29 protein-coding genes are annotated in these 23,089 nt (G+C 40.9%); 25 read left to right on the top strand and 4 right to left on the bottom strand.

What is annotated here, in order from left to right; translation table 11 throughout:
• Positions 1–17 precede the first annotated feature (17 nt).
• The 15 genes from rplE to rplQ all read left to right on the top strand — a co-directional run bounded on the left by rplE (position 18) and on the right by rplQ (position 8,220).
• Positions 18–554 (top strand): 50S ribosomal protein L5, encoded by a 537-nt coding sequence (gene rplE, locus AAEY87_RS12640; RefSeq protein ID WP_068034610.1) that lies wholly within the window; start codon positions 18–20, stop codon positions 552–554.
• A 12-nt stretch (positions 555–566) separates the two neighbouring features.
• Entirely contained in the window at positions 567–872 is a 306-nt protein-coding gene (rpsN, locus tag AAEY87_RS12645) for a 30S ribosomal protein S14 (protein WP_068034613.1), read from the top strand.
• An 11-nt stretch (positions 873–883) separates the two neighbouring features.
• Positions 884–1,282: a 30S ribosomal protein S8 gene (gene rpsH / locus AAEY87_RS12650; protein WP_350657444.1), complete on the top strand. Its 399-nt coding sequence runs from the start codon at positions 884–886 to the stop codon at positions 1,280–1,282.
• A gap of 207 nt (positions 1,283–1,489) precedes the next feature.
• Positions 1,490–2,023, top strand: a complete 534-nt coding sequence (gene rplF, locus AAEY87_RS12655; RefSeq protein WP_068034617.1) for a 50S ribosomal protein L6 — start codon at positions 1,490–1,492, stop codon at positions 2,021–2,023.
• 11 nt (positions 2,024–2,034) lie between these two features.
• On the top strand, positions 2,035–2,385 hold the full coding sequence (gene rplR / locus AAEY87_RS12660) for a 50S ribosomal protein L18 (protein ID WP_068034619.1): 351 nt from the start codon (positions 2,035–2,037) through the stop codon (positions 2,383–2,385).
• 2 nt (positions 2,386–2,387) lie between these two features.
• Positions 2,388–2,903 (top strand): 30S ribosomal protein S5, encoded by a 516-nt coding sequence (gene rpsE, locus AAEY87_RS12665; RefSeq protein WP_010196711.1) that lies wholly within the window; start codon positions 2,388–2,390, stop codon positions 2,901–2,903.
• A gap of 20 nt (positions 2,904–2,923) precedes the next feature.
• Complete coding sequence (gene rpmD / locus AAEY87_RS12670) at positions 2,924–3,103, top strand: 50S ribosomal protein L30 (RefSeq protein ID WP_010196714.1); 180 nt, start codon at positions 2,924–2,926, stop codon at positions 3,101–3,103.
• Positions 3,103–3,543, top strand: coding sequence for a 50S ribosomal protein L15 (gene rplO, locus AAEY87_RS12675; protein WP_068034621.1), 441 nt, complete (start codon positions 3,103–3,105; stop codon positions 3,541–3,543). The genes rpmD and rplO overlap by 1 nt, the downstream gene beginning before the upstream one ends.
• Before the next feature lie 19 nt (positions 3,544–3,562).
• Entirely contained in the window at positions 3,563–4,894 is a 1,332-nt protein-coding gene (secY, locus tag AAEY87_RS12680; protein ID WP_203226507.1) for a preprotein translocase subunit SecY, read from the top strand.
• Between the two features lie 30 nt (positions 4,895–4,924).
• A complete protein-coding gene (gene rpmJ / locus AAEY87_RS12685; protein WP_010196721.1) occupies positions 4,925–5,041 on the top strand; it encodes a 50S ribosomal protein L36 in 117 nt (38 codons plus the stop codon).
• Between the two features lie 254 nt (positions 5,042–5,295).
• On the top strand, positions 5,296–5,652 hold the full coding sequence (gene rpsM, locus AAEY87_RS12690; protein WP_010196723.1) for a 30S ribosomal protein S13: 357 nt from the start codon (positions 5,296–5,298) through the stop codon (positions 5,650–5,652).
• Positions 5,653–5,672: 20 nt separating this feature from the next.
• Complete coding sequence (gene rpsK / locus AAEY87_RS12695) at positions 5,673–6,062, top strand: 30S ribosomal protein S11 (RefSeq protein WP_058368279.1); 390 nt, start codon at positions 5,673–5,675, stop codon at positions 6,060–6,062.
• Positions 6,063–6,110: 48 nt separating this feature from the next.
• On the top strand, positions 6,111–6,752 hold the full coding sequence (gene rpsD, locus AAEY87_RS12700; protein ID WP_010196731.1) for a 30S ribosomal protein S4: 642 nt from the start codon (positions 6,111–6,113) through the stop codon (positions 6,750–6,752).
• An 81-nt stretch (positions 6,753–6,833) separates the two neighbouring features.
• On the top strand, positions 6,834–7,841 hold the full coding sequence (locus tag AAEY87_RS12705) for a DNA-directed RNA polymerase subunit alpha (RefSeq protein ID WP_350657445.1): 1,008 nt from the start codon (positions 6,834–6,836) through the stop codon (positions 7,839–7,841).
• Between the two features lie 19 nt (positions 7,842–7,860).
• Entirely contained in the window at positions 7,861–8,220 is a 360-nt protein-coding gene (gene rplQ, locus AAEY87_RS12710) for a 50S ribosomal protein L17 (protein WP_010196736.1), read from the top strand.
• An 80-nt stretch (positions 8,221–8,300) separates the two neighbouring features.
• On the opposite strand, the gene AAEY87_RS12715 is transcribed toward rplQ, so the two are convergent.
• Positions 8,301–8,921 (bottom strand): L-threonylcarbamoyladenylate synthase, encoded by a 621-nt coding sequence (locus AAEY87_RS12715; RefSeq protein WP_350657446.1) that lies wholly within the window; start codon positions 8,919–8,921, stop codon positions 8,301–8,303.
• Positions 8,922–9,098: 177 nt separating this feature from the next.
• Positions 9,099–9,887: an elongation factor P hydroxylase gene (locus tag AAEY87_RS12720; protein ID WP_350657447.1), complete on the bottom strand. Its 789-nt coding sequence runs from the start codon at positions 9,885–9,887 to the stop codon at positions 9,099–9,101.
• A 189-nt stretch (positions 9,888–10,076) separates the two neighbouring features.
• Here AAEY87_RS12720 and AAEY87_RS12725 point away from each other — a divergent pair, with 189 nt between their 5' ends.
• From AAEY87_RS12725 to lysM, 6 genes are all read left to right on the top strand, one after another.
• Positions 10,077–10,670: a YceD family protein gene (locus AAEY87_RS12725; protein ID WP_350657449.1), complete on the top strand. Its 594-nt coding sequence runs from the start codon at positions 10,077–10,079 to the stop codon at positions 10,668–10,670.
• 332 nt (positions 10,671–11,002) lie between these two features.
• Positions 11,003–11,185 carry a 50S ribosomal protein L32 gene (gene rpmF / locus AAEY87_RS12730; RefSeq protein ID WP_068034628.1) on the top strand — a complete coding sequence of 61 codons (183 nt, stop codon included), beginning with the start codon at positions 11,003–11,005 and terminating at the stop codon, positions 11,183–11,185.
• A gap of 411 nt (positions 11,186–11,596) precedes the next feature.
• A complete protein-coding gene (fabD, locus tag AAEY87_RS12735) occupies positions 11,597–12,565 on the top strand; it encodes an ACP S-malonyltransferase (protein WP_068326092.1) in 969 nt (322 codons plus the stop codon).
• Positions 12,562–13,290, top strand: coding sequence for a 3-oxoacyl-ACP reductase FabG (gene fabG, locus AAEY87_RS12740; protein ID WP_068034633.1), 729 nt, complete (start codon positions 12,562–12,564; stop codon positions 13,288–13,290). Before fabD ends, fabG begins: the two co-directional genes overlap by 4 nt.
• Positions 13,291–13,570: 280 nt before the next feature.
• Positions 13,571–13,807, top strand: a complete 237-nt coding sequence (gene acpP, locus AAEY87_RS12745; protein WP_068034635.1) for an acyl carrier protein — start codon at positions 13,571–13,573, stop codon at positions 13,805–13,807.
• A gap of 408 nt (positions 13,808–14,215) precedes the next feature.
• Entirely contained in the window at positions 14,216–14,725 is a 510-nt protein-coding gene (gene lysM, locus AAEY87_RS12750) for a peptidoglycan-binding protein LysM (RefSeq protein ID WP_068034637.1), read from the top strand.
• Positions 14,726–14,844: 119 nt separating this feature from the next.
• On the opposite strand, the gene queG is transcribed toward lysM, so the two are convergent.
• Positions 14,845–16,002, bottom strand: coding sequence for a tRNA epoxyqueuosine(34) reductase QueG (gene queG / locus AAEY87_RS12755; protein ID WP_350657469.1), 1,158 nt, complete (start codon positions 16,000–16,002; stop codon positions 14,845–14,847).
• A gap of 252 nt (positions 16,003–16,254) precedes the next feature.
• Between queG and AAEY87_RS12760 the strand changes: the two genes are divergently transcribed.
• Positions 16,255–18,024, top strand: coding sequence for an NAD(P)H-hydrate dehydratase (locus AAEY87_RS12760; protein WP_350657450.1), 1,770 nt, complete (start codon positions 16,255–16,257; stop codon positions 18,022–18,024).
• A 63-nt stretch (positions 18,025–18,087) separates the two neighbouring features.
• On the opposite strand, the gene AAEY87_RS12765 is transcribed toward AAEY87_RS12760, so the two are convergent.
• On the bottom strand, positions 18,088–18,591 hold the full coding sequence (locus AAEY87_RS12765) for a DUF4124 domain-containing protein (RefSeq protein WP_350657451.1): 504 nt from the start codon (positions 18,589–18,591) through the stop codon (positions 18,088–18,090).
• A gap of 869 nt (positions 18,592–19,460) precedes the next feature.
• Here AAEY87_RS12765 and AAEY87_RS12770 point away from each other — a divergent pair.
• The 3 genes from AAEY87_RS12770 (at position 19,461) to ilvC (ending at position 22,829) form a co-directional block, all read left to right on the top strand.
• Positions 19,461–21,173 (top strand): acetolactate synthase 3 large subunit, encoded by a 1,713-nt coding sequence (locus tag AAEY87_RS12770; RefSeq protein WP_350657470.1) that lies wholly within the window; start codon positions 19,461–19,463, stop codon positions 21,171–21,173.
• Positions 21,173–21,667, top strand: a complete 495-nt coding sequence (ilvN, locus tag AAEY87_RS12775) for an acetolactate synthase small subunit (RefSeq protein WP_068034641.1) — start codon at positions 21,173–21,175, stop codon at positions 21,665–21,667. Before AAEY87_RS12770 ends, ilvN begins: the two co-directional genes overlap by 1 nt.
• 145 nt (positions 21,668–21,812) lie before the next feature.
• Positions 21,813–22,829 carry a ketol-acid reductoisomerase gene (gene ilvC, locus AAEY87_RS12780; RefSeq protein WP_068034643.1) on the top strand — a complete coding sequence of 339 codons (1,017 nt, stop codon included), beginning with the start codon at positions 21,813–21,815 and terminating at the stop codon, positions 22,827–22,829.
• Positions 22,830–23,089: the final 260 nt, after the last annotated feature.

Below are 23,089 nucleotides of genomic sequence, written 5' to 3' on the forward strand. Positions count from 1 at the left end.
CTAAGGGTGTAATGGTAATGGCAAGATTAAAATCTTTATATAACGATAAACTAAAGCAGCAAATCAAAGAAGAGCTTGGTTTAGACAATGTGATGCAAGTGCCTAAAATCACTAAAGTCACAATTAATATGGGTGTAGGCGGTGCGTCTCAAGACAAGAAGTTGCTTGAAGGTGCAGTAGCTGACATGACAGCGATTGCTGGTCAAAAGCCTGTCGTCACCAAAGCGCGTAAATCAGTTGCTGGCTTTAAAATTCGTGAAGAATGGCCAATTGGCTGTAAAGTAACGCTACGCGGTGAGCAAATGTACGAATTTTTAGATCGTCTGATTGCCATTGCAATTCCTCGTATTCGCGATTTCCGTGGTTTTTCACCTAAAGCCTTTGACGGACGTGGTAACTATTCACTGGGTATCAAAGAACAAATCGTATTCCCAGAAGTAGATTTTGACAAGATTGATCGTATCCGTGGTATGGATGTGACAATCACCACGTCAGCTCAATCTGATGAAGAAGGTCGTGCGTTACTTAAAGCATTCGGCTTCCCATTTAAATAAGGTAAAGACGTTATGGCAAAAAAGAGCATGATTAACCGCGAATTAAAGCGCGAAAAAATGGTTGCTAAATATGCTGAAAAGCGTATTAAGCTAAAAGAAACCATCAGTGATATGACTGCAAGTGACGAAGAGCGTATGGACGCGATGTTAGAGCTACAAGCTCTACCACGTAATTCATCGCCAGTACGTCTGCGCAATCGTTGTGCTATCACCGGTCGTCCTCATGGCTACTTCCGTAAGTTTGGCTTATCACGCAATATGCTGCGTGAGCGAGTCATGCAAGGCGATGTGCCTGGTGTTCGTAAAGCAAGCTGGTAAGGGGTAACTATATGAGTATGCAAGATACCGTTGGGGATATGCTAACCCGTATTCGTAACGCACAAATGGCTAACAAAGTATCGGTAGCAATGCCAAGCTCAAAACTACGTAAATCAATTGCTGACTTATTAGTTAGTGAAGGCTATGTAGCTAGTGCTGTTGTTACTGAAGAAGATAACAACAAAGCAACACTTACTATTGAACTAAAATACTTCGAAGGCAAAGCTGTCATCGAAACTATCCAACGTTTTAGCCGTCCTGGTTTACGCCAGCATCGCGGTAAAGACGCTATCCCTACTGTTAAGCAAGGTATGGGTGTTGCTATCGTATCAACTAGCCAAGGCATTATGAGTGATCGTGCTGCTCGCGCTGCTGGTATCGGTGGTGAAATCGTTGCATTTGTTGCTTAAGGCAGCACAACGATAAAGTCTATTTGAATCCTTTTAAGTTAGCTTCAATCTGATAAAGATTGCTCTAAACTTAAAGTAAATTAGACGTCTAGCGATTTCATAAAAATTCGTTAGTGTTTAATAGGATCAATTATGATAAACTAGCAGGCTTTTTAGCCTGTTAGTTTTTTCGCTAATATAAGTTTTAATTTTTCAAGGAATATTCCTATGTCTCGTGTGGCTAAAGCCCCAGTGACGCTACCCAATGGCGTGAGCGTTACTTTGAACGATCGGCAGGTCGAAGTTAAAGGCAAGAACGGCAATATGTCTTTACGCCTGCATGAATTGGTCGAGCTGAAACAGGAAGATGATGCAATCATTTTCTCACCTACAGTCGATTCAAAAGAAGCTATGATGCATACTGGCACCATGCGCGCCCTGCTTAACAATTATGTTACAGGCGTCAATGAAGGCTTTGAAAAACGTCTTCAACTAATTGGTGTTGGTTACCGTGCGCAAGCTACTGGCAATAAAGTAATCCTTAACGTTGGTTACTCGCATCCAGTAGAATATACGCTACCTGAAGGTGTGTCAGCTGAAACTCCAACGCAAACTGAAATTGTTTTAAAATCAAACAATAAACAGCAGCTTGGTCAAGCAGCGGCTAATATCCGTGGTTTCCGCCCACCAGAGCCTTATAAAGGCAAAGGTATTCGTTATAGCGACGAACATGTGGTTCGCAAAGAAGCTAAGAAAAAATAAGGTGAGTTGAAATGTTTGATAAAAAAGCAGCTCGTCTGCGTCGAGCTAAGAAAACCCGCGCGCATATCCGTTTTTTAGGCGTTCATCGTCTGACGGTTAACCGCACGCCGAAGCACATTTATGCCCAGATTATCTCTCCGAACGGTGGTGAAGTGATTGCTCAGGCATCTACCTTAGACGGCAGCTTGCGCTCAGGCGCGACTGGCAACGCTGATGCAGCGACGTCTGTAGGCCAAATGATCGCAGAACGCGCAAAAGCAGCTGGCATTACTAAAGTTGCCTTTGACCGTAGTGGTTTTAAATATCATGGTCGAGTTAAAGCTTTAGCTGAAGCAGCTCGCGAAAACGGATTGGAGTTTTAATCATGGCTAGAAATGATAAAAATGATAAAAATGAACAAACAGACGGTCTAGTAGAACGCCTTGTTACCGTTGATCGCGTTGCAAAAGTGGTCAAGGGCGGTCGTATCTTCTCTTTTACTGCGTTAACCGTAGTAGGTGATGGTAATGGTCGTGTCGGTTTTGGTCGTGGTAAAGCACGTGAAGTGCCAGCTGCTATTCAAAAAGCACTAGAAGCTGCAAAACGTAATATGATTACTGTTGAGCTTAATGATGCAACTTTGTATCATCCGATCAAAGCACGTCATGGCGCTAGTAAAGTCTATATGCAACCTGCATCTGAAGGTACTGGCGTAATCGCTGGTGGCGCAATGCGTGCTGTATTAGAAGTTGCTGGTGTCAAAGATGTTTTGACTAAATGTTATGGTTCTACCAATACTGCTAACGTTGTTCGTGCAACGTTTAACGGTTTACGTGATATGTCAACTCCAGAGAAGATGGCAGCGAAACGTGGTAAATCTGTAGACGAAATCTTGGGTTAACTTAGACTAGGTGAGTTACGATGAAAAAAATGAAAGTCACTCAATTTAAATCGGGTGCCCATCGCCTAAAGAGCCACAAAGCGAGCTTGAAAGGATTGGGTTTACGCCGTATTAATCATACTGTTGAAGTAGAAGATACTCCTTCAACACGTGGTATGGTTAATCGCGTCAACTACATGGTAAAAGTGGAGGAAGCGTAATGGGTCTTAGATTAAATGAATTATCACCAGGTGTTGGCGCAAAGAAAACTGCCCAACGTCGTGGTCGTGGTATCGGTTCAGGTCTTGGTAAGACTGGTGGTCGTGGTGTAAAAGGTCAGAAATCTCGTTCAGGTTCTAGCATTCGCTCAGGATTTGAAGGTGGTCAAATGCCTTTATATCGTCGTCTACCAAAATTTGGTTTTACCAGTAAAATGGCAATGACAACTGCTGAAGTTCGTCTGTCTGAACTGAATAAAATTGAAGGCGATGTGGTTAGCATTGAAACACTTAAAGCTGCTAACCTTATCCGTCATGACATGAAGCGTGCCCGTATTATGCTGTCAGGCGAAGTCACCAAAGCTTATACTTTTAAAGGTATTAAAGTGACTAAAGGTGCCAAGCAAGCAATCGAAGCTGCTGGTGGTAGCATCGAGGAGTAGTAACGTGTCCAAGCAATCAATGTCATCGGCTGGTATACCGCTAAATCCATTTGCATTCATACGTAAGTATGATGAACTATGGACGCGTTTATTATTCTTAATCGGCGCATTGATTGTTTATCGTTTAGGGTCACATATTCCAGTTCCGGGTATTAACCCGGTCAATTTGGCTGATCTGTTTTCGCGCAACGAAAACACCATTCTGAGTATGTTTAACATGTTCTCAGGTGGTGCACTAGAACGTATGTCCATTATGGCACTTGGTATTATGCCATATATTTCAGCATCTATTATTGTACAAATGATGTCTGCAGTATTACCATCGCTTGAAGCTCTCAAAAAAGAGGGTGAAGCGGGACGACGTAAGCTAAACAAGTATACCCGTCAGGGAACACTTGCTTTAGCACTAGTACAGTCATTAGGAATGTGTGCTGGCTTAATCAGTCAAAACTTGACATTGTCTACTGGTCTTACCTTTTACATTCCTGCTGTCACTTCATTGGTAGCAGGCGCTATGTTCTTAATGTGGCTCGGTGAGCAGATTACAGAGCGTGGCGTAGGTAATGGTATTTCAATGCTTATTTTTGCCAGTATTGTTGCTGGTACGCCTGGAATGATTTCGCAGTCTATTGAACAGGTCAATCAAGGTCAGATGAACTTGATTGTGCTATTTATTTTTGTATTATTAGGTGTCGCGGTTACTGCTGGTATCGTTTATATTGAGCGTGCCCAGCGCCGTGTTCCTGTGAACTATGCACAGAAACAACAGCAAGGCCGCAAAATTTATGCTCAACAGCAGTCACATTTGCCGTTGAAAATAAACATGGCAGGAGTTATCCCTGCCATTTTTGCTAGCTCGTTACTTTTGTTCCCAGCAAGTTTAGGGCAGTGGGTTGGTCATTCAACTGATCCTACTTTTACCCAAAAAATATTACAAAATATGGCATTAGTGTTGTCTCCAGGACAGCCATTATATTTAGTCCTGTTTGGTGCGATGATTATCTTCTTTTGCTATTTCTATACAGCATTGGTTTTTAGTCCACGTGAAGTTGCCGAAAACCTTAAACGTAGCGGTGCTTATATTCCAGGTATTCGCCCCGGACAACAAACTCAGCGTTACCTCGATCATGTATTAAACCGATTAACCTTTATTGGCGCGATATACATGACGGTTATTTGTTTAATGCCGATGGTCATCCAGTCATCATTTGGTGTGCCGTTCAATCTTGGTGGTACATCGTTACTGATTATGGTGGTTGTGGTAATGGACTTCATATCGCAAATTCAGGCGCATTTGATGACCCATCAATACCATGATCAGACGTTAATTCAGTCACCTACTCAACCCTAACGAGTAGTGTGATATCTCAAGGAGCATGCTATGAAAGTTCAAGCATCAGTTAAGAAGATTTGTGGTAGCTGTAAGGTTGTGCGCCGTAAAGGTCGTGTACATATCATTTGCACAGCAGAACCACGCCACAAGCAACGTCAAGGTTAATTGGTAGATAGAAGTTGGCCTTAAGCCAAATCTATATATTTAAATAATACTTGAATAATAACGGCGGATGCGATATCATCCGCCACTTGCCGTAGTTTATGCAAAAACTTTTATAATACCGTCAATGAATAGGCTTGTAACCAAGTTAAAGCAGCGATAATAATTATAAAAGCTTTAGTATTGACAGCAACAAATCTGAAAAATAAAGCCTTATTTATAAATAACGCTTATTTTTCTTTAATGGAGAGAAATCAATGGCTCGTATTGCCGGCGTAAACATTCCGGATAATAAGCATGCTGTTATTTCACTAACTTACATCTTTGGTGTAGGTCGTACCACTGCTCAGAAAATCTTAGAAGCAGTTGGCATTGCCCCTACTACTAAAGTCAGTCAGTTAGATGATACACAGTTAGATGCTATCCGTGCACAAATTGCAAATTACATGACTGAAGGTGACCTTCGTCGTGAAGTTTCAATGAATATTAAGCGTTTAGTTGATCTTGGTTGTTACCGTGGCATTCGCCATCGTCGTAACCTACCAGTTAGAGGTCAGAACACCAAGAACAACGCTCGTACTCGTAAGGGTCCGACACGTCCTCTCAAAAGATAATTAACTTAGGAAGCTAAAAGATGGCAAAAGACACTCGCAGTCGCAAAAAGGTGACTCGTCGTTCAGTATCGGAGGGCGTAGCCCATATCCATGCGTCTTTTAATAACACCATTGTTACGATTACCGATCGTCAAGGTAATGCATTGGCTTGGGCCACTTCAGGTGGACAAGGCTTCCGTGGTTCACGTAAATCTACACCATTTGCAGCTCAGGTTGCAGCTGAAGTCGCTGGTAAAGCGGCCCAAGAATATGGTGTTAAGAATATCGATGTTTTGGTCAAAGGACCAGGACCGGGTCGTGAGTCTGCGGTAAGAGCACTAGGTGCATTGGGTTATAAAGTTAACAGCATCTCTGATGTAACCCCAATCCCACACAATGGTTGCCGTGCGCCGAAAAAGCGCCGCGTCTAATATTAAAGACGAAGCTTTTTATCCCAAAAGCTTATAGGAGACATAAAGATGGCCCGCTATATTGGACCAAAACTTAAATTATCACGTCGTGAAGGTACAGACTTAGGCCTTAAGTCTGGTGTTAAACCATATGACGTAAAAACGAAAAAAGCTGGGCGTCCGCCTGGTCAACATGGCGTAAGCCGTAACAAGACTTCAGAGTATGCATTACAGCTGCGTGAAAAGCAGAAAGTTAAGCGTATTTATGGTGTTCTTGAGCGTCAGTTTGCTAATTACTATAAAGAAGCTGCTCGCAAGCGTGGTGCTACTGGTGAGAACTTGTTAGCTATGCTAGAGAGCCGTCTAGACAACGTGGTATATCGCATGGGCTTTGGCTCAACTCGCGCTGAAGCACGTCAACTAGTTAGCCATCGTACTGTTATGGTAAAAAAAGCTGGCCGTGATGAGTTTGTTCGTGTGAACATTCCTTCAATCCAGTTGCAAGATGGTGATGTCATCGCTATCCAAGAGAAGTCTCGCGAACAGCTACGTATTAAAAATGCTATCGAATTAGCAACACAACGTGGTATTCCAGAATGGCTTGATGTTGATCACAGCAAACTACAAGGCACGTTTAAACAAGCGCCTGATCGTATTGATCTACCTGCTGAAATCAACGAAAGCTTGATCGTTGAGCTATACTCTAAATAACTGACGTACTGCTCAATGTTATAAGAATAACATTGAGCAATTAACGTTAATTAAACCAGTTAAATAAATCGAGGTGACATCATGATGCTAAATGCAACTGAGTTTCTAACGCCGAACGCCATTAATGTGGATACGGTTAACGAAACGATTGCGAAAGTCACGCTCGAACCGTTAGAACGCGGCTTTGGGCATACCTTAGGGAATGCCTTACGTCGTATCTTGTTATCTTCGTTACCTGGTGCTGCAGTCATTGAAGCTGAGATTGATGGTGTTGACCATGAATACTCGACGCTTGAAGGACTACAGGAAGATGTGCTTGACTTGCTTTTGAACTTAAAAGGCTTGGCCATCACACTTCATGACCAAAATGAAGTATTTTTGACCTTGGATAAACAAGGTCCAGGCACTATTACTGCTGCAGACATCGCACTACCGCATAATGTCGACATTATCAATCCAGAGTTGGTTTTAGGTACATTAAGCGAGCGTGGTCATGTTAAGATGCGTTTGCGTGTAGTAATGGGTCGTGGATATGAGCCAGCAAATCAGCGCCGTGAAGATGGTGACACGAAAGCAATTGGACGCTTAAAGCTTGATGCAAGTTTTAGCCCAGTACTTCGTGTTGCTTATCAAGTTGAGAACGCACGTGTAGAACAGCGTACTGATCTTGATCGTCTTATCGTTGAGCTTGAAACTAATGGCACTATAGATCCAGAAGAAGCAATTCGTAAAGCAGCAACTATTTTGCAACAACAGATTTCTATCTTTGTTGACCTAGAAGCTGAAGAAGCGCCTGAGCCTGTGAAAGAAAAAGAAGAGGTCGATCCGGTGCTTTTACGCCCTGTGGATGATCTTGAACTAACGGTTCGCTCAGCCAACTGCTTGAAAGCTGAAAACATTTACTATATCGGTGATTTGGTACAACGTTCAGAGACTGAACTATTAAAAACCCCAAATCTTGGTAAGAAATCATTAACAGAAATCAAGGACGTACTAGCGTCTAAAGATTTAGAGCTTGGTATGCGCTTAGATAACTGGCCACCAGCTGATTTACGTGTTGATGATCGCTTTTCTTATCGTAGCCGTTAAACTTTAAGGATATTTGACTATGCGCCATCGTAAGAGTGGAGTCAAGCTGGGTCGTACCGGCAGTCATCGTAAGGCAATGTTTCAGAACATGACTAACTCATTATTTGAGCATGAACTGATCAAAACAACATTACCAAAAGCTAAAGAACTACGTCGCGTTGCCGAGCCGTTGATTACAATGGCTAAAGAAGACAGCGTTGCTAATCGTCGTTTAGCATTTAGCCGTATGCGTAGCAAAGCTATGGTAGGCAAATTATTTGGCACGTTAGGTCCTCGTTACCAAACGCGTCCAGGTGGTTATTTGCGTATCGTAAAATGTGGTCATCGTGACGGTGATAATGCGCCAATGGCATATGTAGAACTAGTTGATCGTGACTAATTTTATAGTGACGATATAATTCATAAAAAAAGGCTCCAATTCACTTGGAGCCTTTTTTTGCGTGTCGAATTCTCAATTAATTACGACAACAATGAATCGACATCGGCAGCACCTTGTCTGATAATTTCAGGCTGACCACTAGTCATATCTACAATGGTAGTCAGTTTGGTGGTTTTAATACCGGCATTGATTAGGCCATCAATTTGATTGCCCAGTAAGTCTTCGATCTCAAAAGGATCATCTAATATGTCATCTCGGTTTGGTAATATTAACGAGCTAGTCAGAATAGGCTCGTCCATCGCTTCCAAAAGTGCTTGAGCAATAGGATTGCTTGGCACGCGAATACCAATAGTTTTTTTCTTAGCGTGCGCCAGTTTTTTAGGCACATCTTTAGTAGCATTTAAAATAAAAGTGATAGGTGCAGGGGTATGTGCTTTTAGCTGTTTAAACTGCACATTGTCTACTGTGGCATAATTAGCAATTTCACTTAAATCACGGCATAACAGGGTAAATTGATGCTTATCATCAAGTTCACGAATTTGCTTAAGTTTTTCAAGTGCATCTTTTGCACCGAGACGACAACCAAAAGCATAACTGGTATCAGTAGGATAGATAAGTAGTTTATCAGCGCGTAGCAAGTCAGCAGCTTGTTCTATAAGGCGAGGTTGTGGATTGTCTGGATGAATGTAAAAAGTTTGCATAAAATTTCCTTGTTTATATGGTTATAGGTAGTTTTACTGATTTTATAATATTTGAAGTATCACACTACAGATTCAGTATAGCGGCAAAGAAGTTGAGAGATATAGAGAGATGCCGTTAATAATCGTAGGAAAACGTTAAACATAGTTGATTAAACATCATACAGATATGCAAAGTAGCTATATAATTTTAGTGGTATTGATTATTAATAACGTACGCAATAACGTCTTAGCATCACGCGGTAGACTTTGTGGTACAGCAATATACTGAACGACTTGTTGATAAACATCGTGAGAGAATGTACTAGCGCTGGTATCAAAGCTGGCGAATAAATTATCTTGCGAGACTTGAAACGGACGTCCGCAAGCAAGTGTGAATAAACACTCTAATGCCTGTGGCTTAACCTCTGCGCCTTCAAAAGCCTGCTGCTGCGCTGCTGTTCGTCCATCTGGTGCATACCAGTATCCAAAGTCGTTTAAGAGTCTACGTTCGCTACCAGCGATGCACCAATGGCTAATTTCGTGCAGAGCGCTGGCAAAAAAACCATGAGCGAATACAATACGTGCAGGTTTATCACCTTGTGCTGGGAAATACTCTGGTTCTTGCTCGCCGCGTATCAATTCTACTTGTTGTCCTAAAAATAGGACATTGAACAGTGATATCAGCCAATCCGTAAGAGCGTATTCGGAGTTTTTTTGTAAGCTCAAGGTATTGATAAGTATATTTTTAATTTTGTTATCTGTATTAACATCATTTAACCACTGCCACTGCTGTTGTGAAATTCTTAAGTAGCTGTCGAGCTTAGTTTTGGCTACAGCGTCTAATTTTTTATTACCGACGGTTAAGTTGGTATAACTCGAGCCAACATTAGAAGTATCTTCTAATTTTATTAGTCGATTTAATAAATTGGTAGCATTAGTTGTAGTCAATACTGTAGAAAAATCAGGATGATCAGGTTGAGAATTCATAAATAGACAAGTCAAATAGGTAAATAATAAAAAAGTTATGAGGCTATTTTTATAGCAAGTTTTATCGTACGCGTTTTTAATAGATAGTAAGCAGCAAAAATCGTAACATACTAGCGCTGGCGTCATATCAGGCTTTCCGTTAGTATGGCAGGCAATATTATACACCGTTTTTGATGAATGAGGCCGCGCATGTCAAGCACCCCAATAAACAAGCCGTCAGCGCTTCAAGCTGATAAAGCATCAGCTCCTACGTCAGCTAACCTGCCAGAACATATCTCCTTAAGTAAATGGGAAGACAGTGGTTTTGAGTGGGTAGGGCAAGTAGCACCACGCTCTTTTGAGCGTCTTAATCCCCTATTAACGACTGAGCATCTGCAGTCAAATCTTCAGATGAAAGCCAATCTATATCGCCATAATAATGTGTTGCATCTATCTTTTACCTTAACTGGTGAAGTATGGTTAACCTGCCAGCGTTGTTTGCAACCCATTGCTATCGATTTGACCGATGATTATGATATCGCTCTACTCGATAATGAAAGCCAAGTGCGCTTGGTCGGTGAAGAACAGGACTATCTATTGCTTGATGAAATTATCACTGAGCCTGCACCAGAGCGTTTATTACCGCTTAAAAAATTGGTCGAAGATGAGATTTTACTGAAAACGCCAATGGCTCCAAAGCATGATGCTTGCGAGATGAGTGTTGAGCAGTTTGGTGAGATACCAGAAGAAGAAGAAACTGAAAATCCTTTTGCTGCCTTGGCGTCTTTGAAAGGTAATTTATAATGCTATAAACGGCATCTGTAAAAGATATTTTGGCAGATATTCTACTGTCTTTTTGGCGGCTTTATGCAGAAGAGTGAAAAGCAGGGCTTTATTAATCCGTTAAACATGCGTATAATGTCCCGTTTATTGCATTCTAGCAATCTGCTACTGGCAGAGAGAAGCTGAGCTTGCAAACTAATTATAGATTTTAGACGTAATCAACACTTTAATACGTGGCAATCTATTTAACTAATGATGCGTAAGACTTAGGTTGTTGTGATTATATAGCCTCTGTCAGTGTCGATTAAAGCTGAATTTCAAGCTTATCCCCTTTTAAGTATAGGAGCTATATCATGGCCGTTCAAAAAAGTCGTAAAAGTCGTTCTCGTCGTGACATGCGCCGTTCACACCATCGTATGGAAATCGCTGAGCTAAGCGTTGATGCTACTACTGGTGAAAAACATCGTCGTCATCACATGACTAAAGATGGTTTTTATCGTGGTCGTCAATTGTTTAAAGTTAGTCAAGAAGCTTAAGTTATTGTTCATTTGATAGTTTGCATCTGGCGATAGTAATGTTTTCACTCATCTACTATTGCCGCCTGCCACTATTCTTAGACAGTATATATTGAGCCAATAAAAGCCAAGTTATTTCGCTATCATATATTATGTAGCTGGATAACTTGGCTTTTTATTATTTATTATTTACTAGTATGTTTTATTTACGGCTCTCATTATCTGTATGATTCAATAGCTAAAATGCTTTATTTATAGCATCTGCTATGACTCGGTAAATACGTTGTATTACTATCAGCTTACTACTGGCTGTAATAATCGCACGCAGCAGTGTATAGTTTGTGAATAATTAGTAAATTAATTAAAGTCATATTTTATGACAATACCCAATTTATTTTAGGGACATCTCCAATCACTTAAGGAATATTGGCTATGGCATCTGCACCTGATACAGTAATAACCCAGCCACCTCGTGTTGCAGTAATCTTTCCTGGACAAGGCTCACAGGCAGTCGGAATGACTTCCGAGCTTGCAGAATTATACCCACAAATACATGATACTTTTGCTGAGGCAAGTACAGCTTTAGGTGAAGATCTGTGGGCAATCTGCCAAAACGAAGAACAGCTGAACCAGACCCAATACACTCAGCCTGCGTTATTGACTGCTAGCATCGCAATTTGGCGTATTCTCCAAGATAAACTTGATAAAAAGCCTCTTTATCTAGCAGGTCATTCTTTAGGTGAATACAGTGCGCTTTGTGCCGCTGGTGTTATATCATTGACTGATGCAGTGAAATTAGTACATAAGCGTGGGCAATTGATGCAAGAGGCAGTGGTCGGTATTGATACTGCTATGGCTGCAGTATTAGGACTTGAAGACAGTCGTGTTGAGACTTTATGTGAGCAAGCGACTGAACATGTTGATAATGCTATTGTTGGAGCGGCTAATTTTAACAGCCCAGGGCAAGTCGTCATATCTGGAAATGCTGCTGGTGTTACCGCTGTTATTGATAAAGTACAAAATACAGGTAAAAAAGCAATTCCTCTAAAAGTTAGCGTACCTTCACATTGTGCATTAATGGAGCCGGCCAGTCAGGCATTAGCTGAAGAGTTAGCAACTATCAAATTTGACCAAGCCACTATTCCCGTCATTCAAAACCGTCATGCTCGTATTGAGACTAATGTGCAAAGTATTAAACAAGCATTGACAGAACAGCTTAGCGAACCTGTATTGTGGTCAAAAACTATGCAAGAGTTAGCAGACAAACAAATTAACATATTAATTGAGTGTGGCAGTGGTAATGTACTGAGTAACTTGGCTAAGCGCCAAGCACAGCCTATTGCAAGTTATCCAGTAGATAAGCCTGCTCGAATGGACAAACTGATGGAGGTGTTATCATGAGCCGAACGATTGTTTTAGTAAGTGGTGCAAGCCGCGGTATCGGTAAGGCAGTTGCCAAGCGCTTTGCTAAAGAAGGACATTTTGTCATTGGTACAGCAACTACAGAAAAGGGTGCTGCGCTTATAGATGATTATTTGCATGATTCTGGTGGTATCGGGCGTGTTTTAGATGTCCGTGATGGTGCACAAATTGATAAGTTGTTTGAAGAGATTGAAAGTGTATATGGCGCAGTGCAAGTATTGGTAAATAACGCAGGTATTACCCAAGATGGTCTGCTGATGCGCATGAAAGATGAAGATTGGGATAGTGTGGTTGATACCAACCTTACATCTGTTTACCGAATGAGTAAACGGGCAGTGCGTGGAATGATGAAAGCACGCCGAGGCCGTATTATTAACATTAGCTCAGTAGTTGCAAAAATGGGAAATGCGGGACAGTCCAATTATGCTGCTACAAAAGCGGGCGTGGAAGGCTTTAGTCGTACTTTGGCACGTGAGATTGGTTCACGCCAAGTAACTATTAACTGTGTGGCACCTGGCCTTATTGAGACAGATATGACAGATGAGCTTGATGAGCGCTTACTCAACTCTATGTTAGATGCTGTACCTATTGGACGTTTGGGACAGCCAGAAGATATCGCAGCAGCAGTATTGTTTTTAGCTGGCGATGAAGCGAGCTATATTACTGGTGCAGTTATACCTGTCAATGGCGGCATGTACATGTAATACCATGTATACGATAGAAAAATAGTTTACACTCGTATAATAAAAATCTGCGTGAACGAGTGTAAACTGTAATTAATGGTGTTATAATAACGGATACTTTTATGTCTAAGACCTGTATTATAATGAGGTCTCATAAGACATTGAATAAACCGAAACATTGGTAGTAGTGTGTTAGAGTCTTATAACTGACATAATTTACCGTATTCGATATAACATCATCAGCTTAAAAAAAGCTAGATGATAGTTTTTAAAAATTGATATATAAAAAGGAGCAGTTTATATGAGTAATGATACTGAGTTAAGAGTAAAATCTGCAGTAGCAGAGCAGTTGGGCATGAACGTCGAAGACATCAACAATGATGCTTCTTTCATGGAAGATTTAGGCGCAGACTCACTAGATTTAGTTGAGCTTGTTATGTCATTTGAAAGTGACTTTGGCATTACTATTCCTGATGAAGATTCAGCAGAGTTGACTACAGTACAAAAAGCAATCGATTACGTCCAAGCTCAACTATAAGTCATTATTGCTCTAAAGTTCTCTTATGATATGGCTATGTACCTTTTGGTTTAGCTAAATTATGGGTTAGCTACAGCAAGTTTTTTTAAGCCGTCTATCTTTACTGATAGGCGGTTTTTTTAGGCCTTAAAAAAGTGATTCTTGTCACTGGGCTTTCTAAAGTACTGGCGAGTTATATCATATTATTCAAATGAACTTCACTTAAATCATATAGAAAAAATCGTTAACACAAGTTATGTGGAAGTAACATTATCCAACATACTTTTACTATCTATGGCTATTCTAGATCTATAACTTTGTTATACTCGTTGCAATGACAAAGACAAATTTCCCCGTCATTATACATAGAGCTAAAAACTAAAAGAGAAATGAAAAGTAACTAATAATAAATCATTAAGGAGCGTTTATATGGGTATGTTCAGTTTTGCAAAAGATATTGGTGATAAGATTTTTAACCGTGATGATGATAAACATGATGCAAAATCAGAAACTAAAGCAGATGCTAATACACCAGTAAAAACTACTGAGCCTTCTGCTCAATCAGTGGCTAATATCTTGTTGCGCCGTATTCAGCAGCAAAACCTTAGCATCGATAACTTGAAAGTTAAGTATAACGGTTCAACAGATACTGCTGAAATTAGCGGTAATGCTAAAACTCAAGCCGATCGTGAGAAAGCTATTATCGCTATCGGTAACGTACAGAACGTTGCAAAAGTAATTGATAATATTGATATCGAAGAAGATGCACCTGAATCAACTATGTACACCGTGAAGTCTGGTGACAGCTTATCTAAGATTGCAAAAGACGTATATGGTTCAACTGGTGATTATATGAAGATATTTGAAGCCAATAAGCCGATGCTATCTGATCCAGATAAGATTTATCCTGGTCAAGTACTACGCATACCTAAGCCATAATTAAAAGTAGTTAACAATGGTTTTACTAGTTAAAATAAAACGCCTTTTACATTAAAAGGCGTTTTTTATTGTCTGTCTTTTTGGTATGTTTTTTAATTTGCTACTGACACGTAATTATCTTATTTATCATTAGGATTTAGCTTTACACGCTGCTCTCTAATTGCCCAATTAATATGTTCGTCAAGCATGTCGTTATGTTGGCCTAATTTAGACTGGAGTTGTTCGATAATAACTAAGCTAGTGTTAGCGTTACCTAATCCGATTGCAATATTGCGCAAAAAATTAATATAACCTGTGCGCCTAATGGGGCTACCTTGTGTATATTGTAAAAACTCAGCCTCTTGCCACTGCCAAATCTCGAGGAGACTGATGTCATCAAACCCATGTCTAGGAGCAAAGTCATCTACTGATGTCAGATTGGCATAACGGTTCCAAGGGCATATAAGCTGACAATCATCACAGCCAAAGACTCGATTGCCTATGGCACGGCGATATTTGATATCTATCGGCCCGTCATGCTCGATAGTTAAATAAGAGATGCAAGCAGCTGCATTAAGCTCATGAGGTGCGATAATTGCCTTTGTAGGGCAGATGTCTATACAAGCGCTACAACTGCCACAGTGTGCAGTAACAGGCTTATCATCGGGCAATTCAAGACTGATAAATAACTCACCTAGTACAAAAAATGAGCCAGCTTGTTTATTTAGTAACAAAGTATGTTTCCCAGTCCAGCCAAGACCCGCTGCATCAGCTATTGGTCGCTCAAATATAGGGGCAGAGTCACTAAATGGTCGAAAGACAAAATCGGTCTCAGCACTAATATTCAAATGCTGCCATTCAGGAAGCATGGTTTCAATCTTTAATGCCAATTGCTTCAAACGGCTACGCATGGTCTTGTGATAGTCACGGCCTCGCGCATAACGAGCAATAATGCCATTGTTTGGCTGATCATTATCGGTAACAGCGCGTGGCGTTGGCGTTTGGGTCAGATAATCCATGCGTACACTAATGATGGTTTTTGCACCTGCAACGAGTTTATCAGGATTCGCACGTAGTTCATGGTTATTGTGCATGAACTGCAATTGGCCTTCATAGCCTTTGTCTAACCATAGTTGTAACTGCTCAATCTGCTGAGCAAATAAAGGATGATGAACAGACAAAAAACCACAGTCAGCGAATCCTAAAGCTTGGGCTTCGATTTTAATCCAATGCTTCACATCTACTGCGGTAGCAAATACCGACGCATTGACGACAGAAATATTCTCTCTTGCTTGCATGCTAGAATAGTGTGTTGATTGCTGTTTGGTCGGTGATTTTTGATTCATATTAGAGGATGCTAATTTGTTAAGTTATACGGTGATAGACATAAATAGTGATGTTATAGCGGCTATGATAGGCTAGATTATTAACGATGCAACTATAAAACTAAAATATATGGTTATTAGCATCAATACATAATTCCAGATGTGCTTTTGTTATATTTACATCCTAGCCGTTTATAAGCTCATAAAATAAGAATAAGGGAAATTATGCGATTACAAATGCAAATATCAGCGCAATGTTCTCAATCGTCAATGCCTATTGCTTTGTATAGTAGCGAGCAAGTTTATGCTATGGAGCAAGCATGGTTTGCACAAGGATATGATAGTTTTGGTTTGATGCAACAAGCCGCTTGGCAGATGACGCAGCATATTATACAGCTTAATGAACGAGCTAAAGCGCAAGCGAAAAACAATGTTAAATATTTCAATCGTACAAGTCGTCAGCCCAGCGTTTGTGTTTGGGTAGGACAGGGTAATAATGGCGGCGACGGTTGGTTAATTTCTCATTATCTACAGCAATTGGGCTGGCAAGTACAAGTAATGACTGTTGGTCTACAAGCGCTTGAAAAGTTTGACGATGAAAAGGCCGAAAATCATAAAACATCGATGTCTGATGCAATAAAAGCCCAGCATATGGCTGTAGATGTATGTCACCAGCGCTTTGAAGACAGTCAGTATTATCAAAATGAAAACACTCAATTGGACATGACATTACAGGCCGATGTTTACATTGATGCACTATTCGGTATTGGTTTAGATCGCGCGCCTGAAGGCTTTTATAAGCAGGTAATTAGCACTTTTAATAGTTTGGCTCAACAGCATAATACCTTGGTAATTGCAGTCGATATCCCAAGTGGTCTAGTCGCCTCTACAGGACAGGTTTTTGAGCATTTAGCGATACAGGCAGATGTCACATTATGCTTGATTGCGCGCAAGTTTGGACTACATACCAAAGATGGGATAGATTATAGCGGAAAGCTCATTGACATACCGCTGATACCTTATGCATCGGTAGAGCCCGTTGCTACATTGCTTGCAGGCGCTCAAGGTCTAGCCCAACGTCGACAGAATAGTTACAAGGGCAGCTATGGTCATGTATTGGCCATTGGAGGCAATCGTATTGATGGTTCTCAAGGTATGGGCGGCGCAGCAATACTGACCTCTGCTAGTGCAATGGCAACTGGAGCTGGCAAGATAACGGTTGCCTGTCATCAAGCCTTTCATGGAGCGCTATTGACCTCGTTACCTGATGCTATGACGATTGATTTACATCATCAAGATGGCGTTGAAAAGCTAATTGGGGATGCAAGTGTAGTTGCCATTGGTATGGGAATGGGGCGTGATAAGAAAGCAGAAAATTTATTTGTTCGTTATATTCAAGCGATAATGGCAAAAGGCATCTCTGTGGTCATTGATGCAGATGGTCTATACCATCTAGCAGCGCTGCAAGCTGATAAGCATGAAGTCGTTACCCAGCTACGAGAATATAGTAAGACGCATAAGGTTTGCTTAACCCCGCATAGTGGTGAGGCGGCAAAGTTATTAAATAAAGAAATTAACGAGGTGGAAATTGACCGGTTATCAGCTATATGGCAATGCGCTGATATCTATGGCGGTGATTGGGTATTAAAAGGCGCAGGATCGCTGGTGTTGGAGCATGGGGAAATATACGTTTGCGATGCTGGTAATGCTGGAATGGCGACAGCTGGCATGGGAGATGTATTATCTGGAGTAACTGCCGGACTATTGGCTCAGCAAGATTTGGATAGTACGCAGAGTAGCTTACGTCAGGCGGTACTTATTCATGCATCAGCAGGAGATATATTGACAAGAGATGTCTTAGTTAATCAGCAGCTAGGTAGTTCTAGAACACGTGATTATGCAAATAATAATCAGCTATTGATTGGACAGCGCGGCTTGCAGGCACAGGATATGCCTGCAGCCATTCGTCATATTATGCAAAATCTAACTGACTAAATAAATATTGATATGGTTAAAAGTGCTTCAAATATTAGTATTTGTTTGGGAAGCAATAGGTTTTTAAGTTTCAGTACCTTTACAATATTGTCCAATCGCTTGCTGTACACGCTCACGCTTAAGTTCAATTTCGCGGCCGTCTAGATATTGGCGTTTACCATTTGCATCCATCTCATAAATACGGCCGCCAACATTCAAATTGGTTAAATTATTACGTAATGACTGACAACGTTGTGCGTTTGCCTGAGCTTCTTGATCTTTGATACGAGCCTCTAATTGCGCCACTCTTTGCTCTTCTACATTCTGAGCGCCACTGTTCTGATTAACATCTATTTTGCCTGCCATCTGACCTGCGTTAGCTTGTCTACCGTCACTACGGAACTCAATCACCTCAATATTCCGAGCATTTTGCGGAGCATGCTGACTATATTTAACTTCGCCATGTGCACCAATGGACTTATAAACTTGAATGGCGTGACTAGCGTTCATTGACAGAGCAAGCACACAAGTGGTGGCAACCCCGATGAGCAGTTTATTAGCAGTGTTGATCATGAGTGAATATGCCATGCTAGCAATCCTTTTAACAAATAAAAAACAAGTATTCATATTTGAGCGCGATGGCACTGTTGTATAAATTACAATGACAATACAATAGAGATTGATTCTAGCAAAAAATAATAGTAAATGTATATTATTTAATAACTAATAGTTAAGGTTGGGTTTCACAAGTTTTTCTTGACAATAGCGGTCAAACCATCGAATATAATAGCAGTTGATTGGTCAGTGAGCGGCTTTTATGATATTGCCGTAGCACTTGGGAATAATTACTACTTGCTGCTTATCAGTAGCATTTGCAGATTTATTCTCTTTGTGACAGTAACGCAGTGTAATATGAGTAATGGTTGCCAAAACCTTTATTCTAAGCTGAACTTACTGTCTCCGGACTCATCGGTCTACAATGACTAAGATAAACTTATTATTTTTAGATGTTAAAAGTTAAGTACAGTATCTGCAACCTTCAATAATGCATTATGTAAGGTAAAGTGCGACCGTCCTATCGGTATGTTGCTCATACTTTTGCAATTTGTGTTGTCACTAGGTTTGGCATTTATCTGACTATATCTAATTACTTTAATGTTTTTACATTTTTTACTAATAATAAGCTTCTTTTATAAATGCTTTAATCAGCATCTTGTCACTGTATATCGGTAAACTCCTATCAAAAACTGACCAGATAAATTGCTATGTTTGGGTAACCTGCTGTCTTGTAATACAGCTGTGCTCTGACATGGTGATCACATATTATTGATAAGGTGATGACAGTGACGCAAACTACGCAAAGTCCGAACATGACCGGACATACCCAAACGGGTAATGCTGCCAAGAATTTCGATGAAAAACAACAGTTAATCGCTGAAGGTAGCGCTCAGCCTGTGATGTTATCCGGTGCTGAAATGCTGGTGCAATCACTAACCGACGAAGGTGTCGAATATATTTTTGGCTATCCAGGCGGTGCTGTTCTGCACATTTATGATGCTCTGTTCCAGCAAGACAATATCGAACATATTCTAGTTCGCCATGAGCAAGCGGCAGGCCATATGGCGGATGCTTATTCGCGAGTAACTGGCAATACTGGAGTAGTACTAGCGACATCAGGACCTGGTGCTACCAATACGGTTACTGCTATTGCTACAGCTTTTATGGACTCAATACCGATGGTTGTTATTGCAGGGCAAGTACCGAGTAGCTTGATCGGTGAAGATGCCTTCCAAGAAACGGATATGGTTGGTGTTTCGCGTCCTATCGTTAAGCATAGCTTTCAAGTACGCCATGCCAGTGAGATTCCAACGATTGTAAAAAAGGCATTCCATATCGCAAGGTCAGGTCGTCCAGGTCCTGTCGTCATTGACGTACCTAAAGATATGACTGCACCTAACGAAAAGTTTGCCTATGAATATCCAAGTGAAGTATTCATGCGTTCTTATCAGCCATCTGTGAAAGGGCATAGTGGTCAGATCAAAAAAGCTATTGAAACGCTATTAGCTGCTAAGCGTCCAATCATATATTCGGGTGGTGGTGTGGTTCTGGGTGACGCCCATAAAGAACTAACAAGCTTGGCTCATAAGCTAAACTTGCCAGTGACTAATACTCTTATGGGTCTTGGTGGTTTTCCAGGCTCTGATCGTCAATTTTTAGGCATGTTAGGGATGCATGGTACGTACGAAGCAAACATGACTATGCATCATTCAGATGTTATCTTGGCAGTTGGTGCACGTTTCGATGACCGTGTGACCAATAACGTTAAAAAATTCTGTCCAAACGCTACTATTATTCATATTGATATTGATCCAACGTCAATCTCTAAAACGATTATGGCGCATATTCCGATTGTTGGTGACGTCAAGTCAGTACTTACTGAAATGTTAGCAATGGTTGGCGACGATAAAGAGCTGGATCAACATGCTTTATTAGATTGGTGGGCACAAATTAATGAATGGCGTACGCGTCATGGTTTACGTTATGACACCAGTACAGAGCATGGCATCAAGCCACAAAGTGTCGTACAGGCCTTGTGTAAAATCACTGATAGTAATGCGATCATTACAAGTGATGTTGGGCAACATCAAATGTTTGCTGCACTCTACTATACTTATAAAGAACCTCGTCAGTGGCTTAACTCAGGTGGACTTGGTACTATGGGTGTTGGCTTGCCTTATGCAATGGCAGCTAAGCTTGTTAAGCCTGAGCGCGATGTGGTCTGCATCACAGGTGAAGGCTCTATTCAGATGAATATTCAAGAGTTATCAACTTGCTTACAGTATAATCTGCCAGTAAAAATACTGAACTTGAATAATGCACAGTTGGGTATGGTTAAACAGTGGCAGGATATGCTTTATGAAGGTCGTCATGCGCAGTCTTATATGAACTCGCTACCAGATTTTGTAAAATTGGCCGAAAGCTATGGTCACGTGGGTATCAAAATCACTGATCCTGACAAAATGGAAGAGCAGTTGGCTGAAGCGATGGCCATCAAAGATAAGCTAGTATTTATTGACGTTTACGTTGATCGTAATGAGCATGTATATCCAATGCAAATCGCTGGTCAGACGATGCGCGACATGTGGTTATCAAAAGGGGAGCGTACCTAATGCAACAACATCTGATTTCGGTATTGATGGAAAACGAAGCGGGGTCGTTGTCGCGGTTAGTCGGCTTATTCTCCCAGCGTGGTTATAATATTGAGACTCTAAACGTCGCACCGACAGAAGACCCCTCTATCTCACGCTTGACGCTGACAACTATCACGTCACCCGAAAAAATTGAACAAATTACCAAGCAGTTGCATAAGCTGATTGAAGTCATTAAAGTATTGAACTTATCTGATAATGTGCACGTTGAACGTGAACTGATGCTGATTAAAGTTCGTGCTACTGGCAGTATACGTGAAGAAATCAAACGCAGTGCTGACATCTTCCGTGCACAGATTGTTGATGTGAATTCGAACTTATATACTATCCAAATCGTTGGTGATACCGCTAAGCTGGATGGTTTTATTGATACTATCGGTCGTGAGCGTGTATTAGAAGTAGTACGCTCAGGCGTGATTGGTATTGCTCGCGGTGAAAAAACACTAAGCATATAATATTACCTTGTTTAAAATTAATCTATTAACACTTACTACTAAGCTTATATCGCTGACTATTCCAAGAAAGTATTTGTGAAAGGTAACTGCGATATAAGTAACTACTACCCATGGCTTTCCATGATTGAGGAAAAGGACTCTACCTATGAACGTTTTTTACGATAAAGATTGTGATCTATCTATCATCCAAGGCAAAAAAGTTGCCATTATTGGTTATGGTTCACAAGGGCACGCCCATGCATTGAACTTGCAAGAATCTGGTGTGGATGTGACTGTTGGTCTACGCGCCAACTCTGGTTCATGGAAAAAAGCTGAAAATGCTGGCTTAAAAGTTTCTGAAGTAGAAGATGCGGTTAAAGCCGCTGACGTAGTCATGATTCTGACGCCTGATGAGTTCCAAAGACAACTGTATAGCGATGTGATTGAGCCTAATATTAAAGAAGGCGCTACGCTAGCTTTTGCTCATGGTTTCGCTATTCATTACAACCAAGTTGTACCACGTAAAGATCTTGACGTTATTATGGTTGCACCTAAAGCACCAGGTCATACAGTACGCTCTGAGTTTGTGAAAGGCGGCGGTATCCCTGACCTTATCGCTATCTATCAAGATGCTTCAGGTCAAGCCAAGCAGTTAGCACTATCTTATGCTGCTGGTGTTGGTGGTGGTCGTTCAGGTATTATCGAAACGACTTTTAAAGATGAGACTGAAACTGACTTATTTGGTGAGCAAGCAGTATTGTGTGGCGGTGCTGTTGAGCTAGTTAAAATGGGCTTTGAGACCCTAACCGAAGCTGGTTATGCACCAGAAATGGCTTACTTTGAATGTTTACATGAGCTCAAGCTTATCGTCGACTTAATGTACGAAGGCGGCATCGCTGATATGAACTATTCAATCAGTAATAACGCTGAATATGGCGAGTATGTGACTGGTACGGAAGTGATTAATGAACAATCACGCGAAGCCATGCGTAATGCCCTAAAACGCATTCAATCTGGTGAATACGCGAAGATGTTCATCAATGAAGGCGCAACCAACTATCCATCTATGACTGCCCGTCGTCGTAATAACGCTGAGCATGAAATTGAGAAAACTGGTGCCAAACTTCGTGGCATGATGCCTTGGATCGGTGGTAACAAAATCATTGATAAAGACAAAAACTAAAAAGCTATATTTTAACTATTAGATCAGTTATTAAACAACCAGATTCTGAGGTTAATACTGATAGTAATCAAAACCCATGTTATCACTAGATAGCATGGGTTTTTTAATAATGAGTAATTGAGATGCGTGCTTTTAACAAGCTTGGATAATAACAGTAGTGCTCTTCACCGTATGCATTCGAAAGCAACAAAAAATCCCGCTTGAAAATCTACGATAGCTGCCCAATATAGACAGCTGGCAGGCCATTTATCTAAAAATTG

Source organism: Psychrobacter sp. S1-30-MNA-CIBAN-0213, assembly GCF_040309845.1.
Lineage (GTDB): Bacteria > Pseudomonadota > Gammaproteobacteria > Pseudomonadales > Moraxellaceae > Psychrobacter.

Bases quoted from the DNA above. Each gene is read 5' to 3' on its own strand.
- ilvC (WP_068034643.1), top strand. From the start codon at position 21,813: ATGAACGTTTTTTACGATAAAGATTGTGATCTATCTATCATCCAAGGC.
- AAEY87_RS12725 (WP_350657449.1), top strand. From the start codon at position 10,077: ATGTCAAGCACCCCAATAAACAAGCCGTCAGCGCTTCAAGCTGATAAA.
- rpmF (WP_068034628.1), top strand. From the start codon at position 11,003: ATGGCCGTTCAAAAAAGTCGTAAAAGTCGTTCTCGTCGTGACATGCGC.
- fabG (WP_068034633.1), top strand. From the start codon at position 12,562: ATGAGCCGAACGATTGTTTTAGTAAGTGGTGCAAGCCGCGGTATCGGT.
- rplQ (WP_010196736.1), top strand. From the start codon at position 7,861: ATGCGCCATCGTAAGAGTGGAGTCAAGCTGGGTCGTACCGGCAGTCAT.
- rpsN (WP_068034613.1), top strand. From the start codon at position 567: ATGGCAAAAAAGAGCATGATTAACCGCGAATTAAAGCGCGAAAAAATG.
- AAEY87_RS12705 (WP_350657445.1), top strand. From the start codon at position 6,834: ATGATGCTAAATGCAACTGAGTTTCTAACGCCGAACGCCATTAATGTG.
- rplR (WP_068034619.1), top strand. From the start codon at position 2,035: ATGTTTGATAAAAAAGCAGCTCGTCTGCGTCGAGCTAAGAAAACCCGC.
- AAEY87_RS12765 (WP_350657451.1), bottom strand. From the start codon at position 18,591: ATGGCATATTCACTCATGATCAACACTGCTAATAAACTGCTCATCGGG.
- secY (WP_203226507.1), top strand. From the start codon at position 3,563: ATGTCATCGGCTGGTATACCGCTAAATCCATTTGCATTCATACGTAAG.
- rplE (WP_068034610.1), top strand. From the start codon at position 18: ATGGCAAGATTAAAATCTTTATATAACGATAAACTAAAGCAGCAAATC.
- AAEY87_RS12770 (WP_350657470.1), top strand. From the start codon at position 19,461: ATGTTATCCGGTGCTGAAATGCTGGTGCAATCACTAACCGACGAAGGT.
- fabD (WP_068326092.1), top strand. From the start codon at position 11,597: ATGGCATCTGCACCTGATACAGTAATAACCCAGCCACCTCGTGTTGCA.
- rpsE (WP_010196711.1), top strand. From the start codon at position 2,388: ATGGCTAGAAATGATAAAAATGATAAAAATGAACAAACAGACGGTCTA.
- lysM (WP_068034637.1), top strand. From the start codon at position 14,216: ATGGGTATGTTCAGTTTTGCAAAAGATATTGGTGATAAGATTTTTAAC.
- rpmJ (WP_010196721.1), top strand. From the start codon at position 4,925: ATGAAAGTTCAAGCATCAGTTAAGAAGATTTGTGGTAGCTGTAAGGTT.
- rpmD (WP_010196714.1), top strand. From the start codon at position 2,924: ATGAAAAAAATGAAAGTCACTCAATTTAAATCGGGTGCCCATCGCCTA.
- queG (WP_350657469.1), bottom strand. From the start codon at position 16,002: ATGCAAGCAAGAGAGAATATTTCTGTCGTCAATGCGTCGGTATTTGCT.
- rpsM (WP_010196723.1), top strand. From the start codon at position 5,296: ATGGCTCGTATTGCCGGCGTAAACATTCCGGATAATAAGCATGCTGTT.
- rpsD (WP_010196731.1), top strand. From the start codon at position 6,111: ATGGCCCGCTATATTGGACCAAAACTTAAATTATCACGTCGTGAAGGT.
- AAEY87_RS12715 (WP_350657446.1), bottom strand. From the start codon at position 8,921: ATGCAAACTTTTTACATTCATCCAGACAATCCACAACCTCGCCTTATA.
- acpP (WP_068034635.1), top strand. From the start codon at position 13,571: ATGAGTAATGATACTGAGTTAAGAGTAAAATCTGCAGTAGCAGAGCAG.
- rpsH (WP_350657444.1), top strand. From the start codon at position 884: ATGAGTATGCAAGATACCGTTGGGGATATGCTAACCCGTATTCGTAAC.
- rpsK (WP_058368279.1), top strand. From the start codon at position 5,673: ATGGCAAAAGACACTCGCAGTCGCAAAAAGGTGACTCGTCGTTCAGTA.
- rplF (WP_068034617.1), top strand. From the start codon at position 1,490: ATGTCTCGTGTGGCTAAAGCCCCAGTGACGCTACCCAATGGCGTGAGC.
- AAEY87_RS12760 (WP_350657450.1), top strand. From the start codon at position 16,255: ATGCGATTACAAATGCAAATATCAGCGCAATGTTCTCAATCGTCAATG.
- rplO (WP_068034621.1), top strand. From the start codon at position 3,103: ATGGGTCTTAGATTAAATGAATTATCACCAGGTGTTGGCGCAAAGAAA.
- AAEY87_RS12720 (WP_350657447.1), bottom strand. From the start codon at position 9,887: ATGAATTCTCAACCTGATCATCCTGATTTTTCTACAGTATTGACTACA.
- ilvN (WP_068034641.1), top strand. From the start codon at position 21,173: ATGCAACAACATCTGATTTCGGTATTGATGGAAAACGAAGCGGGGTCG.